Raw genomic sequence first — 14,529 nt, 5'->3', positions numbered from 1 at the left:
CAGGCGGAGAACTAACCATCCTACCCGGGCATGAAAGCAGCCTACCGGCGCGGGTGACGCCTACTAACCGCTCTACCCGGGTGGGCTCGACTTTCTTAGCGCCGCGCCCGGTAGGGCTCAAACGGCGTGGAGGCCATGCCCGTACGAAGCGCCGCAGGTACGGTCACTCCGCGCAGCCGCCGGATCATCACAGCCCGCAGCACCCCGCGATACTGCGCGGCGCGGTGTAAATAGCCGCGTAGATTATTACCCGTCGCGCGGTGGTGCAGTTCGCACCGCACCTCCTGCACGGTGAACCCCTTCGCCAGCACGTCGATAGACATGCCCACCTCTACGCCCCAGCCCGGCGCCAGGGGAGTGGCTGCTTCAAAGGCTGCCCGCGTCATGCAGCGTTGACCGGACAGCGGCGCCACCGGCACCCAGCCTGTGGCCCGCTCAATGGCGCGCCGGCCCAGGCCCATCACGAAGCCATGGCCACCCGCACCCGCCTGCTTCGGCAGCACGGCCACGGTCACATCCGCGCGGCCGGCCCGCACCGGCCCAATGAGCGGGGCGAGTGCACCGGCCGAATCGCCCAGGTCCGCGTCGGCAAACAGCAGCAGGTGAGTGGCACCGTTGCGCGTATCCGCCTCCGCCACCGCTCGTGCGCCGGACTCCATGGCGGCCGCCTTGCCATAATTCCGATGGTGCTCCACCACGCGCGCTCCGGCGCGCTCTGCCTGCGTTGCCGTATTATCCGTGGACCCATCGTCCACCACCACCACGGTGTCCACGCCCGGCAGTGTTGCCGCGGCGCGCACGGTCGCTTCGATACGATCTGCCTCGTCCTTCGCCGGGATTACTACCGCAACCGGCATGGCTCCGTGTCCTGGTTCCGTAATGGGCGAAGCTTTCTGTTCCGCAATTGGTAGGGCTGCGCATTCCCGTTCCACAACCGGCTTGGCTTCCGGTTCCGTAACCCGCGTGGCTGCGCGCCCCGCTTCGGCGTCGTCCTCACTACCGGGGGGTGTTACCGAACTACGTGTGACCGAGCTACGCGCTTCGGCGTCGTGCGAACCCGCGCGAACACCCGCGTTTTCACTATTAGTGCCGCCCGGCGCGTTACTAGAGCGCGCACTACCGGTGCGGACATCGTTGTCCCTAGAGTCCGAGCCCCCAACCCCTGCACCAAAAACGAAGCGGACCCCGCGCGCGCATGAAACCGCGCCGGAGCCCACCCGGAATGACGCCGTCAAACTAGTCGACCACGCCGTAGAGGCGGTCGCCGGCGTCGCCGAGGCCCGGCACAATGTAGCCGTGCTCGTTGAGGCGCTCGTCCACCGCGCCGATCACAATCTTCACGTCCGCACGCGAACCAATTTCGCTTTCGACGGCGCGCAGGCCCTCGGGCGCACCGAGCAGGCACACGCCCGTCACGTCCGTGGCGCCGCGATCCAGCAGGTAGTTGGAGGCCGCGATCATCGTGTGGCCGGTGGCGAGCATCGGGTCCACGATGAAGCACTTGCGGCCGTTGAGGTCCTGGGGCAGGCGATTGGCGTACGTGACCACGTCCAGCGTGTCCTCGTCGCGCTTCATGCCGAGGAAGCCGACCTCCGCCGTGGGCAGCAGCTTCATCATGCCGTCCAGCATGCCCAGGCCGGCACGGAGAATCGGTACCACCACGGGTGCCGGATCGGCGATCTTGCGGCCGACGGTGGTGGTAATCGGCGTGGTCACCTCCACCTCGGTGGTGGGGACGTCGCGCGTGGCCTCGTAGGCGAGGAGCGTGACCAGTTCGTCCACCAGCTGGCGGAACGTGGAAGAAGGCGTTTGGGCGTCGCGAAGAATTGAGAGTTTGTGGGCTACCAGCGGGTGATCAACTACCTGAATCTGCATAGTTCAAAGGTACCGCAGCCGCGCGGGCATTCGCGGGTTGCGCGGTGTGGGGTTGGGCGGGATTACGTGCTTTGTGCGTGGGGTGGGCGCAAGTGGGGCGGGCGTGGAGTGATTAGGGCGGCTGCGGTTTCGTCGGCTCTAGTGCGCGCGTTGGGGTGGGCGAGGTTGTTGGGACGCGGGACTGGGGTGAGGCTGGCACGGGGCAGTGGTGCGGGCTGCGCGGGGTTGGGCTGCGTGGGGCTGCCGGGACGTGGGACGGCGACGTCGTCCTTGCGCGCGGGCCTTAGCTCGCGGGGTACGCGGCCTGCCCTAGATCCCGGGCAGCGCGCGTGCGACGATGGGGGCGTGTCCCGGGAATCCTTGATTTTGCGTACGTTTGAGCTGGCGGAGCGCGCGGCTGCGGCCGGCGACGTGCCCGTTGGCGCCCTCGTGGTGCGAGACGGCCGGATCGTGGCCGAGGGGTGGAACACGCGCGAGGCCGCCGCCGACCCGACCGGACACGCGGAGATTAACGCGCTGCGGGGTGCGGGTCTGGCGCTTGGCGGCTGGAATCTGGAGGGTGCGGACCTGTATGTCTCGCTTGAGCCGTGCACCATGTGCGCCGGTGCGATCGTGGCCGCGCGCATCCGCCGCCTGGTGTTCGGCGCGTGGGACCCGAAGGCGGGCGCCGCCGGTTCCTTGCGCGACGTCGTCCGCGACTCCCGGCTCAATCACCAGGTGGAGGTGGTGGGCGGGGTGCTCGAGGACCGCGCCGCCGCGCAATTGCGTGCCTTCTTCGGCAGGTAGTTGCTGTCGTTTATGTCCGACGACGCCGGCACCGTCGTTCGTTTCGTCCAGGTTCCGGGTGGTCGCGGTGTAACGCCGTGGGCTAGGTGGGCGAAGGCCACGTTTCGTAGGGGGACACACTTGTCTATTCGGTGCGCGTGGGATTGCCCTCATCCGCGTTTGGGGGTTTGGCGGAGACGTGCGGTTTCGGTACCATATTCGGCGGTGGCGTGTCCGAGCGGCCGAAGGTGCATCACTCGAAATGATGTGTGGTTAATAGCCACCGCGGGTTCAAATCCCGCCGCCACCGCTCTGGGTCCCGCGGCATGAATTGTGCCGCGGGACTTTTCGTATTGGGGCCGGGTGTACGGCTGCGACTATTGGCGATCCTGGTCTGCGCGGACGTGCTGAGGTATTGGTGGTTCTGCCTGCGTGTGCTGAGACCTAAGTATTCTTTCGAGTTGACGGAAATTGTTCGGTTTGGGAGCCGGATTGGGGCGGAAACCGGAGGTTTTTCGTCATGTGAAAAGTTTTCCGTCAACTCAGCGGGGTTGGGCATGGTGGCGAGTGCGTCGCGGCGCGGTAGTGGCGGTGCGAGTCCCCGCGGGCTCATATTCCACCGGCCTTGGGACTAGGCGGCCGGGGTCGGCCTGCCTGAGCTCGGTAACGTTTGAGATGTCCAAGGGGCCACACCTGGTAGCAGGCCTGATGACCGATGGTTATCCGGCGGGGCCCTAATCAGTGGCGCTTCCGTGACGCGCGGCAGCGGTGCTGATCGGCAGCGATGCCGGGCTACAACGTGAGATGTGCCCGGTACTGATGCCGAGGAAGTCAAAGAAGACAACCTTGGGTGGGAGTACCGCCTGGGTGAACTCGGTAAAGCGACCCGGGTGCGGGTGGTCCGCCACCTGACAACCCGGCAAGCTCGGGTGTCAATCCGCCTGGGAGCGACCCGGGGCGGCCCACTCGTGAGAGAGCCCGGGGCATCCAGCCCGGGTGAAAGCCCTGGCAACCCGGGGAAAGCCCGGCGCCCTACCCGGGAGAAAGTAGAACAGCAATGCGAGCAGCGGTAGTACGGAGCAATTCGGACGGATTTGTGGACATCGTGGAGAAGGAGCTGCGGCCCATTAAGCCGTGGGAGGCCAAGGTCAAGGTGGAGTATTCCGGCCTGTGCCACACGGACCTCCACGTGGCCGCCGGCGATTTCGGCGCTGTCCCGGGCCGCGTGATCGGCCATGAGGGTGTGGGCCGCGTGGTGGAACTGGGTAGTGAGGTGACGGCGCTCAAGCTGGGTGACCGCGTGTCCATCGCCTGGTTCTTCAAGGGCTGTGGCCACTGCGAATACTGTGTGTCCGGCCATGAGACCCTCTGCTCCGAGGTACAGAACGCGGGCTACACCGTGGATGGCGCCATGGCTGAGGAAGTCATCGTCGACGCCAACTACGCCGTGAAGGTGCCCGAGGGCCTGGATCCAGTGGAGGCCTCCTCGATCACGTGCGCGGGTGTCACCGTGTACAAGGGCCTCAAGGAGGCGCATCTCAAGCCGGGCCAGTGGGTAGCCATCTACGGTGCTGGCGGGCTGGGTAACCTGGCGATCCAGTACGCCAAGAATGTGTTCCGTGCCCACGTGGTCGCGCTGGACATTAACGATGAGAAGCTGGAAAGCGCCAAGAGGACGGGCGTGGACCTTACCTACAACTCGAGCAAGCCCGGCGCGGGCGAGTGGATCCAGCAGCAGGTGGGCGGCGCGCATTCGGCGCTGGTTACGGCTGTTGCGCCGGCCGCCATGGATGAGGCCGTCAATTCCGTTCGTTCCCTCGGCCGCGTGGTGCTCATTGGTCTGCCGCAGGGCACCATGGAGTTGCCGATTGTGAACACCGTGTTGCACGGGATCCAGGTGCTCGGGTCGCTGGTTGGCACGCGCCAGGATCTGGCTGAAGCCTTCCAGTTCGGCGCCGAGGGCCTGGTGCACCCCATCGTCCACACCCGCAAGCTGGATGACATCAACGACATGATCCAGGAGATGAAGGACGGCAAGATCGAGGGCCGCATGGTCGTCGACTTCACCAAGTAGGTGGGCTCCGGGGAATCCGTCCCGGGGTTGCGGTAGTTGTGCGCGCACCGGTTGCCTCGTTTTCGACGACGACGCCGGTGCGCGTGCTTTTCTTTCGTTCCTGCGTGGTTTTGTTCGCATCATCCTGCCGGCTGATTCGCGCGGTAAAGTTAGTGCTCTCTGGGCACGCCGCGAATCCACGCCGTGGCGCCGCAGTGTGGCTTTATCATGCCCTCGCCCTGCCGCGTGGTGGAAAGTGGGACGTGCATGAGTAAATCTGCGAAGACGGTTGTCATCGTGGGCGCTGCAATACTTACCGTATTGCTTCTGGCTACCGGGGTGGGCCGAATCCTCCTGGCCTTCGTGTGCGGTGCTTACGCATTTTGGGCATATAAGAAACGGGGACATTCAGCGTCCTCAGTTGTAGCGGAAATTGCCGCAATCTTACTGCTCGTTAGCGGGGCCGGTGGGCTTGCCTCCGGGACTCCCGCGGCGGCCCCGTCGTCGTCCCAGGCGGTGGTGACGGCGTCGCCCACACCGACCCCCACGGAAACCTCCGAGCCCTCTCCCACCCCGAGTGGGGAGACCACCTCAAGTGAGGCAACGCCGTCGGAAACTCAGGCGGATATTCCCCAGGCTGTGACGGTGGCGGGTGGCGAGGACGCGGCCGCCGTGCTCGGAAAGCTGGCAGTGAAGGGCCGCGCGCCGAAGACCGGATATGCACGCGACGAGTTCGGGCCCGCCTGGATGGACGTGGACCACAACGGCTGCGATACGCGCAACGACATTCTGGGCCGTGACCTGAGTGGCACCACCACAAAGGCCGGAACGCACGGATGCGTGGTGCTTACCGGCACGCTCGTAAGCCCCTACACCGGCGGGGCGATCGCTTTCCAGCGTGGACAGGGCACGTCGGAGCAGGTGCCGATCGATCATGTGGTGGCGCTTTCGGATGCCTGGCAGAAGGGTGCCCAGCAGCTTTCGCTGGGACAGCGGGAGGCGCTGGCGAATGATCCGCTCAACCTGCTGGCCGTGGACCGCGCGTCAAATACGCAGAAGAGTGACGGCGATGCCGCCACCTGGCTTCCTTCTAATAAGTCCTACCGCTGCGAGTATGTGGCCCGGCAGATTGGCGTGAAGGCGCGCTACGGACTGTGGGTGACGGCTTCGGAGAAGAGCGCGATGACTAGCGTGCTTGCCGGATGCCCGGGCCAGAAGGTGCCCAGCGCTGGGACGGCACCGGCGGTTGCTGCCGCACAGCCGGCCGCGCCTCGTGCGACGACGAAGGCGCCCGCGGCACCAGCTCCCCAGAAGACCGCAGCTCCCGCACCGCAGCGTCAGCCGGCGGCCCCGGCTCCAGCTCCGGCGCAGCAGGGCGTGTACTACAAGAATTGCAACGCGGCTCGGGCGGCTGGCGCAGCTCCGGTACATCGCGGCGATCCAGGCTACGCCCCACACCTTGATCGCGATGGCGATGGTGTGGGCTGCGAGTAGGACGGACAACCGGCGGCATGCCGGTATGTATGGGCCTGACGGGGGATGCGGCTGCGGAACCGTGGGCCGCCGGGGTCGGTGTGCGCGGGCGTGGTTCCAGCTCCGGTCGTGCGCCCTTGTGCACCGCCGCGCCTGGCGATGACCATCTGACCGCCGTGGTGCCTCCGCTGGCCCTAAGTCCTAGACTGAATAGATAAGCATTGCGGGAGGGGATACATGGCGCGCGTGGCGGTGCGGTACTTCGGAAGCCTGATTGAGGCCGCCGGCGTTCGGGACGAAATCATCGAAGTACCGGACGGCATCGCGGCGCGGGAATTACGCGCTGAACTCTCGCTTGGCAACTCCGCCTACTTCATGCGCCTCATCATGGCGGCCTCGCTGGTAATGGACGGCAAGCAACTTGCAGACGACGCCCCCGTGTCCGGCCGCGGCCTCATCACCATCGACGTCATGCCACCAAAATGGTAGAGCTCACCGGCGTTATTATCCTGGGCGGCGGCACGGCGCGGCGCCTGGGCGGGGTGTCCAAGCCGGACGTGGTGGTGGCCGGGCAGCGTCTGCTCGATCGTGCCATCGAGGAGGTGCGCGCCGTGGCGCCCGCCGCCCGCATTGTGGCCGTAGTACCGGACAGCGTGGCGAGTCCCGTGCCGCGTGCCCTGGAGGATCCGCCGTTTGGAGGGCCACTGGCCGGCATCGCCGCGGGTTTTGCTGCGCTCCGGACGGTGCGGGTTGGGGCAGGTACGCCAGGGAAGGAAACCGAACCAATCGCGCCCGATGAGCGGAGCGGTGACAGCGCGATCGGTCTCCTCACCTGTGATGCCCCGCTCGCCCCGCGCCTCTATCCCTTGCTGCTTTCCGCACTCGACGACGCCGCTGCGCATACGGCGCGCGTAGACGGTGCGGCGCCGCTGGGCCGCGACGCGGCCGGTCCGTTCGTTCAATACGCTCTTGGTGTCTATCGGGCCGAAACCCTCGCGCGCATCCTGGCCGGCCCGGTACGTAATCGTTCGATCCGGCGCGCGTTTGCGAAACTCACCATGGCCACACGGCCGGATCCGCGGCACTGGACCGATGACGTGGATACGCCAGCTGACCGCGAGCGGCTGGAACGGCGGCTCGCGGCGTCGTCGGAAAACACGAAGCGTCCCAGCACATAGAAACCTCATCGGTCAGTGCGGGGCGGGCCGGTCCCCACCGTGGGAAGCGTCCCGTGAACGTGGGAAGTGCCCTAGTGAGCGGTGCGGCGCCTTGCTGATAACGTAGAGACACCGAGGGGGTAGAGTGACTGCTTTTCCTGATCTACGGCTGAAACGCGCGCGACTGGACACGTACGGCCGGCCGGACGTGCCGGAGTTGGTGGATCGGTATGGGCGCGTGGCGCGGGACCTGCGCATCTCCGTGACCGACCGCTGCAACCTGCGCTGCCAGTACTGCATGCCGGAGGAGGGCCAGGAATTTTTGCCCACCCCGGAGGTGCTCACGGACGATGAGATTATTCGTCTCATGCGTATTGCCGTGGACGAGCTGAGAATCGAAGAAATTCGATTTACGGGCGGGGAACCGCTCATGCGAAAGTCGCTGGAAAAGCTGGTGGCGGCCGCGCGGGGGATGACCGCCTGGACCGGGGCGCCGCTGGACCTCTCGCTCACCACGAATGGACTGGGGCTTAAGCATCGGGCGCGCGGCCTGGCGGAGGCTGGCCTCAACCGCGTCAACGTGTCTATGGATACGGTGAGCCCGCAGGCCTACGCCGCTCTCACTCGGCGCAACCGGCTGAAGGATGCGCAGGCGGGTGCTGCGGCCGCGGCGGAAGCAGGGATGACGCCGGTCAAGCTCAACGCGCTGGTGATGCCCGGCGTGAACGAGAACGGCGTGTGCGACCTGCTGCAGTACGCGCTTGAGCACCACTATGAACTGCGATTTATCGAATTCATGCCGCTCGGGCCGCGGGGTACCTGGAAGCGCTCGCAGATGGTCACGCGTGAGGACATTCTGCGAATTGTGGAGCAGCACTTTGAGCTCACGCATCGGCCCGGGCCGGAGCGCGGCGCCAGCCCCGCCGAGGAGTGGGATGTACTGCCCGGCACGAATCACCCGGGCGGGCGCTTCGGCATTGTCGCCTCGGTGTCGCGGCCATTCTGCGGGGAGTGTGACCGTACCCGCCTCACCGCCGACGGTCAGCTGCGCTCCTGCCTGTTCGCCCGCGAGGAGACGGACCTGCGTGCGCTCCTGCGTGGTGGCGCCTCGGACACGGAGATCGCCGACACCTGGCGGGCTGCCATGTGGGGGAAGCAGGCGGGCCACGGGATTGATGACCCGGGCTTCCTCAGCCCGGCTCGGCCCATGAGCGCGATCGGCGGGTAGCGGTGCGCACCCGGCCTCGCGTCGGCTTTTGAGCATTCTGATATTAGGGGGAGTGATGAAGGTACACGTCAGGTACTACGCGGCAGTTGCGGATGCGGCCGGCACGCGTGAGGAGGAGTACGACGTCGCCACGGGCACTACGGTTGCCCAGTTCCGCGAGCAGATGGGAGCGGGAAAACTCGCCGAATTCGCGCGGATTCTGGGGGTGTGCGCGTTAATCGTTGATGGCGGGCGCGCCGAGGAAAGCGGTGTGCTGGGCGAGGATCGGACCGACGGCTCGATCAGCGTGGAGGTACTGCCGCCCTTCGCCGGCGGATAGTCCGGACTGGCGGGGCGATGGCGGTGGTGGATAGGCAAGGCCGGTGGCGGAAGACCGGTAGCGTGATAGTCCGGGCCGCTGGCGCCAGGACAGTGCGCGATGCCGGTAGTGCGATGCCGACGGTCCGGGGGGGGGCAATGGTGGAAGGCCGGTAGTGCGATAGTTCGGGCCGCTGACGTGAGGACGGTGGAGCGGTGTCGGCTGAGCGATACCGACGGCACGAGGACAGCAGCGCGAGGCGGCACGAAGCAGTGCAAGCAGCCAGCGCCTCCTCGCATCATCTTTGTGCGCCGATAAGTACCGTTGCGGACCGCCAGGCGGCGCACAACAGGCCGTATCGGCGCACAACTAGGTGGAAGTGGGCTTGCAGTTACCGTATCGGCGCACAAACCTACGGGGTAAAACTCGCGGCCCTCCACCCCCATTGTGTTCCGCGTAACAATCTAGTATTGCGAATGAAGATTAGGTGATTACAAGGAGGTAGTCATGTTTGCACTGAAAACTGCGGCGGTTCACGCGCAGTGATGACACACAATAAGTTCCGGGCCCCGTCATCATACGGGTGACTTCTGTTTAAGAACTCGCCGGCAGAGTGGTGGGGCCTGGCCGTTGCCCTCTGCGGGTCCATTATTGGCGTGATCGGGCTGAATTCGGGTGACGGCACATGAAACGACACCTCGGTATGGATGGCACTCCCGTTTGTATACGCTGTGGCACTTGCGGCATGTGGAACGTACCTGTCTGCGCGCCGGATGGATGCCGGGGATCGAGCACTGGAGGCGACGGCAACCAGACCTAAGTGGCACATTAACGCGGTGCGACTGCTTGTCACAGTTGCTTCGCTTTTGGTTACAACGAGCGCGGTATGCCGTTCGTCTGGAATACCTTCGCGATTGGCGCCTGGAGTGGCGGCAGCTGGGCCCTTGCCTGGTCCATGTTCGCGCTGGGGCTCATTGCCCGTCTGCTGCCCCTATGCGGCTCCGGTCCATTCGTGGCTACCGTCCGTGAATTCCTGCTTCTTCCACACCGGTAATTCCATTTTCACACGCTCCACAGCACTCTCCAGCAACTCAAACGCCTCGCGCCGGTGGGCTGCGCTCGCGGCGGCCGCAAATGCTACGTCGCCAACTTCCAGATGGCCCGAGCGATGCTGAATTGCCAGCTTGATCGCTCCGGAACCGGCCGCCGCCTCATGGGCAATCTTGGCTACCACGGCACCCGCCTCGGGGTGAGCCTCATAATCAATGGACGTGACCCCGTGCCCGTCGTCGTGATTACGGACGCGGCCATCAAAAACCACGATCGCACCCGCGGCGGGATCGGCGACGGCGTCGCGCAACGCGGTTACATCAATCGGCTCCGTGGATACGCCGGCCACCACCACCTCCGCATCGCGATGGTCATTATGGCCGCGGTTCTGAATGGCTGCGGTGGCGCGCTGGTGAGCGGTGAGGCCGTCCGTGGTAATGGCGGGCGTGCGGCCGATTTCCTCGGCGGGCACGGTATGGTCCGCGCCGCGCAGCTGATCAATGAGATGGGGAATAAGGGGTCCGACGACGCCGATCGCATCCTTCACACCGCCCGTCGAGCCGGGCGCGTTGACCACCACGGCGCGGCGGCTTCCGCGTTCCACCACGCCGGCCACCCCGCGGGATAGCGCCGCCGCGGGCACGTCCGGGTTGGTGCGCATGGCCGTCTCCAGGCCCTCTAGGCGCTTGGTGAGGAGCGGGAGGGTGGCCTCCGGAGTGACGTCCCTCGGCGTGATGCCCGTGCCGCCGGTGGTGAACACCAAATCCGCGCCGGCATCCACCGCGCTGGTAATGGCGGCGGCGATCTGGACGGCGTCGTCCGGAACGACGATGGGGCCCTCCACCTCGCCGTAGGGGCGCAGCAGCTCCACGGCTTTGGGGCCGGAGCGGTCCTCGCGCAGGCCGGCGGCGCTTCGATCGGAGACGGTGATGACACGAATCATGGGACGAGTCTAGGCGAGGGCTGCGCGGCGGCGCCGGTGGTGGGCGGATTGCTTGAGGCGCCTATTTATTCGGTGGCGATCGCTCGCCGCCTAAGTGATCGCCCGCCGCCTACCGGATAGGCTGGAGAGCATGACGCGTCCATTGGTATCACCCGGTCCCCAGCTCACCGCCGAGCAGCGTGAACGTTATGCCCGCCCCATGCTGCTGCCCGGCATTGGCGAGGAGGGTCAACGCCGTTTCCTTGCTGCCCGCGTGCTGGTGATCGGTGCGGGCGGGCTCGGTTCGCCGGCGCTGCTGTACCTGGCCGGACAGGGTATTGGGCACCTGGGCATCGTGGACTCGGACGTGCTGGAATCCTCCAACCTCCACCGCCAGGTGATTCACGCCGTCGCGGCGATTGGGCGCGCGAAGGTGGATAGCGCGGCGGAGCGCGTGCGTGGGCTGAATCCGGACGTGGAGGTGGCCATCTACCGCGAGCGGCTCACGCAGGAACGTGCGGTGGAACTGTTTGGGGAATACGACGTGGTGGTGGACGCGACGGACAATTTCGCCACGCGCTACCTCATTAACGCGGCGGCCACGGAGACTGGCGTGCCGGAGGTATGGGGAAGTGTGCTCGGCGCCACCGGGCAGGTCTCCACGTTCTGGAGTGGGGCCGCGGCGGCAGCCCACGGCACCCCCGATGTGCGGCTCACGGACCTGCATCCGGCCCCGCCGGCGGACGGCGTGATTCCTGTGGGCGCCGCCAGCCCCGTGATCGGGCCGCTCACCGGCATGGTCGGTTCGCTCATGGCCGGTGAGGTGACCAAGCTGGTGGCCGGATACGGGGAGCCGCTTCTGGGGCGCGTGGCCTACCTGGATACGGCCGCGGCCGAATTCCGCGACATTCAATTCAAGAAGTAGACGGCGATAAGTGGAAGTCGATAAGTCGACGTTAAGAAGTAGAGGCGTAGGAATGTTGAAACCGGTAGAGCAGCACTTTGCGGATGTGGTGGGGCTGGCGCGCTTCCTCGGCGCGGAGCGCGTGCCCGTAGCTGACGTGAGCGGGCGTGTGCTGGCGCAGGACGTCACCGTGCGCGTGGCGGTCCCGCCGTTCACGAATTCTGCAATGGACGGGTTTGCCGTGCGGGCGGTGGAGGTGGAACCGGGCCGGCCGCTTCCCGTCTCCGGTGACATTCCCGCCGGTACCGCCCCCGGCGCGCTCGCGCCGGGTACCGCCATGCGCATTATGACCGGCTCACCGCTGCCCGAAGGTGCGGATACCGTCCTCAAGGTCGAGGACACGGACGGTGGCATGAACAATATGGGAACGCGGGCGCCAGCCGCCGTGGTTCCCACCGCCACGGTTGCCCCCGGCGCCAACGTGCGCGCTGCGGGAGGGGACGTGGCCGCCGGCACCCTGCTGTACCGGCGCGGCCAACGCCTCGGCCCGGCGGACGTGGGTGCGCTCATTTCCGTCGGTTACGCGGAGGTGGAGTGCGCGCGGCTACCCCGCGTGGGCATTGTGGCCACCGGGGAGGAATTGCGCAGCCCCGGCGAGGAGCTCCAACCCGGCCAAATCCCGGATTCCAATTCCTACACGCTGGCCGCCGTCGTGGCGAACTTCGGCGCGCTGCCCGTGCGCCGCTCGCTCCATGCGGACACGGTGGACGGGTTCCTGGGTGAACTGGACCAGCTGGCCGGCAAGGTGGACGTGATCTGCACCAGCGGCGGGGTGTCCGCCGGTGCCTTCGACGTGGTGAAGGCCGCGCTCCGCTCCCGCGGTGTCGCCTTCGAAAAGGTCAACATGCAGCCCGGCAAGCCGCAGGGATACGGGCGTGTGGGCGGGGTGCCCATCGTGTGCGTGCCCGGCAATCCGGTGAGCTCCTTTGTGTCCGCGCACCTCTTTGTACTTCCTCTCCTCCAGGCCATGATGGGCGAACCCGCCCGAGATTTCGCAAGTCTGTTCCAGCCGGCCACGGTGACCGCGGGGTGGAGCCGGAACGCGGGTCGCATCCAATTCCAACCCATCCACGAGCAAGCTGGCGGGGTGGCGCCAGCCAGCCACGGAGGTTCCGCATCGCACTTCGTCGCATCCCTCGGTGCGGCCACCGGTCTGGCCATGGTTCCCGCCGACCAGGCCGAGGTACCCGCGGGCACCACACTCCCGGTCCACTGGTTCGGTCCGCGCAGGTAGCCCGGGGATCGCGGCCGCTTCGCCGTCGTACTAGGGCCGCCCCAGTACCGCCTCGCGCCGCACCACCCGCGAAACCGCCGCCGGCAACCGGGCCGTCGCAATAGCCGCACATAGGAGGAAAGAAATGATTGAACTGCCCCACCTCACCGCCACCGGCGAGGCATACATGGTAGACGTCACCGCCAAGCACCCGACCGTCCGCGAAGCCACCGCCGTGGGGCGCGTGCGCGTATCCGCACGAATCATGGCAGCGCTGCGCGACGGCACCGTTCCCAAAGGCGACGTGCTCGCCGTGGCCCGCGTGGCCGGGATTCAGGCCGCCAAGCACGTGCCGGACATGCTCCCGCTCGCCCACGTGATCGGCATCCACGGGGCGCGGGTAGAACTGGCGCTCGGCCGCGGTTCCGTGGGCATTCGCGCCACCGTACGCACCGCCGACCGCACCGGCGTGGAAATGGAGGCTCTCACCGCCGTCAGCGTGGCGGCGCTCGCGGTGGTGGACATGGTGAAGGGCGTGGACCGCTCGGCCGAAATGACTGGGCTGCGCATCCTCCACAAGGCCGGTGGGCGCTCCGGGGACTGGTATCGGCCCGGTTATTCCGACGCCGATGTAACCGGCGCGCTTGAGGATCTGGTTGCGCGGCTGGAGGCGCGGGAGGATTTCGACGACGCCGAAGGCGAGGCCCTGCCGGGCGTCGGTGGTGGTGGCTCGGGTAGTACCGGTGGGAATGCTGGCGAGGAGGCGTAGTGCGCTCGCTGTCGATTGGCGAGGACGGGCGGCGCTCCGAGGCGCTGCTGGCATTGACGTCGGGGACGCGGCGGGTGAATGGACAGGCACGTTCGGCAGACGAGGAGCATTCTCGGGATGGTTCGGCGGACGCGGAGCACACGGCCGGCGAACCCTTCTCGCTGGTCGATGCGCGCGTGGCCGTGTGGGGCATGGGCCCGCTTGGTGAGCGGGTAGCGGCGCTCCTCACGGCGCTGGGTGCCAGCGTGGCGGGCATTGGGTCGGCGGCAACGGAGCGCGGCGGTGTGCAGTACTTCCAGGAGGGTACGCCCATGGCGGCACGCATTCTCGAACGCTCGACGCTCCTGGTGGCCTGCGTGTCCGGGTCCGAGGCGCTGATCGGTGGGGAGGCTTTCGAGGCGCTTGGCCCACGCGGTCTGTTTGTCAATGCTGGCGCCCCGGCGGCAGTGGACGGCGACGGCCTGGCTGTCGCATTGGCGGCGGGCAAGCTCCGCGGCGCGGCCCTGACCGGCGTCGATCCCGTTTGGCGGGCGGCGGCCCGGCGAAGCATTGAATCCGCGGCCATCATCGCTCCCGCGCCGGACCGCATCACGGATCCCAGCGCGCTGGTGGGCGCCCAAGTCGAGTCCCTGCTCCTGGGCTGCCCCTTCGCGAACGTGGTGTAGTGGCGGGGCACTCGTCACCGTTAATACTGGAGCCAGGGTGTAACCGGGGTGGACGACGTCGTATGACCTACGTAGCCGCGTACTTCCGGTACGTACT

General features: G+C 66.8%; 13 protein-coding genes, 1 tRNA gene and 1 pseudogene. 12 read left to right on the top strand and 3 right to left on the bottom strand.

From position 1 onward, the window contains the following. Positions 1–95 precede the first annotated feature (95 nt). Positions 96–857, bottom strand: a complete 762-nt coding sequence (locus tag EIH27_RS06235) for a glycosyltransferase family 2 protein (protein WP_124040023.1) — start codon at positions 855–857, stop codon at positions 96–98. Between the two features lie 379 nt (positions 858–1,236). After that, positions 1,237–1,875: a uracil phosphoribosyltransferase gene (gene upp, locus EIH27_RS06230; protein WP_124040022.1), complete on the bottom strand. Its 639-nt coding sequence runs from the start codon at positions 1,873–1,875 to the stop codon at positions 1,237–1,239. A 345-nt stretch (positions 1,876–2,220) separates the two neighbouring features. Here upp and tadA point away from each other — a divergent pair, with 345 nt between their 5' ends. From tadA to EIH27_RS06190, 8 genes are all read left to right on the top strand, one after another. Further along, entirely contained in the window at positions 2,221–2,661 is a 441-nt protein-coding gene (gene tadA, locus EIH27_RS08145) for a tRNA adenosine(34) deaminase TadA (protein WP_124040021.1), read from the top strand. A 203-nt stretch (positions 2,662–2,864) separates the two neighbouring features. Further along, a tRNA-Ser gene (locus EIH27_RS06220) sits at positions 2,865–2,950 on the top strand. A gap of 747 nt (positions 2,951–3,697) precedes the next feature. Beyond that, positions 3,698–4,714 (top strand): alcohol dehydrogenase AdhP, encoded by a 1,017-nt coding sequence (gene adhP / locus EIH27_RS06215; RefSeq protein ID WP_124040020.1) that lies wholly within the window; start codon positions 3,698–3,700, stop codon positions 4,712–4,714. A gap of 246 nt (positions 4,715–4,960) precedes the next feature. Next, on the top strand, positions 4,961–6,187 hold the full coding sequence (locus EIH27_RS08090) for a GmrSD restriction endonuclease domain-containing protein (protein WP_124040019.1): 1,227 nt from the start codon (positions 4,961–4,963) through the stop codon (positions 6,185–6,187). Between the two features lie 216 nt (positions 6,188–6,403). After that, positions 6,404–6,655 carry a MoaD/ThiS family protein gene (locus EIH27_RS06205; protein WP_124040018.1) on the top strand — a complete coding sequence of 84 codons (252 nt, stop codon included), beginning with the start codon at positions 6,404–6,406 and terminating at the stop codon, positions 6,653–6,655. Further along, positions 6,649–7,344, top strand: a complete 696-nt coding sequence (gene mobA / locus EIH27_RS06200) for a molybdenum cofactor guanylyltransferase (protein ID WP_124040017.1) — start codon at positions 6,649–6,651, stop codon at positions 7,342–7,344. The genes EIH27_RS06205 and mobA overlap by 7 nt, the downstream gene beginning before the upstream one ends. Positions 7,345–7,468: 124 nt before the next feature. Continuing rightward, positions 7,469–8,551 carry a GTP 3',8-cyclase MoaA gene (moaA, locus tag EIH27_RS06195; RefSeq protein WP_124040016.1) on the top strand — a complete coding sequence of 361 codons (1,083 nt, stop codon included), beginning with the start codon at positions 7,469–7,471 and terminating at the stop codon, positions 8,549–8,551. A gap of 55 nt (positions 8,552–8,606) precedes the next feature. Beyond that, entirely contained in the window at positions 8,607–8,870 is a 264-nt protein-coding gene (locus EIH27_RS06190; protein ID WP_124040015.1) for a MoaD/ThiS family protein, read from the top strand. A gap of 970 nt (positions 8,871–9,840) precedes the next feature. On the opposite strand, the gene EIH27_RS06185 is transcribed toward EIH27_RS06190, so the two are convergent. After that, positions 9,841–10,842, bottom strand: a complete 1,002-nt coding sequence (locus EIH27_RS06185; protein WP_124040014.1) for a molybdenum cofactor biosynthesis protein MoaE — start codon at positions 10,840–10,842, stop codon at positions 9,841–9,843. A gap of 130 nt (positions 10,843–10,972) precedes the next feature. Between EIH27_RS06185 and EIH27_RS06180 the strand changes: the two genes are divergently transcribed. From EIH27_RS06180 to EIH27_RS06165, 4 genes and pseudogenes are all read left to right on the top strand, one after another. Then, on the top strand, positions 10,973–11,746 hold the full coding sequence (locus EIH27_RS06180) for a HesA/MoeB/ThiF family protein (RefSeq protein ID WP_124040013.1): 774 nt from the start codon (positions 10,973–10,975) through the stop codon (positions 11,744–11,746). Between the two features lie 52 nt (positions 11,747–11,798). Further along, positions 11,799–13,019, top strand: a complete 1,221-nt coding sequence (locus tag EIH27_RS06175; protein ID WP_241152988.1) for a molybdopterin molybdotransferase MoeA — start codon at positions 11,799–11,801, stop codon at positions 13,017–13,019. A 124-nt stretch (positions 13,020–13,143) separates the two neighbouring features. Further along, a pseudogene (moaC, locus tag EIH27_RS06170) lies at positions 13,144–13,611 on the top strand (cyclic pyranopterin monophosphate synthase MoaC); the annotation flags it as partial. Between the two features lie 155 nt (positions 13,612–13,766). Then, a complete protein-coding gene (locus EIH27_RS06165; RefSeq protein ID WP_124040011.1) occupies positions 13,767–14,432 on the top strand; it encodes an NAD(P)-dependent oxidoreductase in 666 nt (221 codons plus the stop codon). Positions 14,433–14,529: the final 97 nt, after the last annotated feature.

Origin of the sequence: Neoactinobaculum massilliense, assembly GCF_900604955.1 — a bacterium.
Taxonomy (GTDB): domain Bacteria; phylum Actinomycetota; class Actinomycetes; order Actinomycetales; family Actinomycetaceae; genus Neoactinobaculum; species Neoactinobaculum massilliense.
The sequence above is the reverse complement of the archived record's forward strand: the minus strand, read 5'-3'. Positions and strand labels throughout refer to the sequence as shown.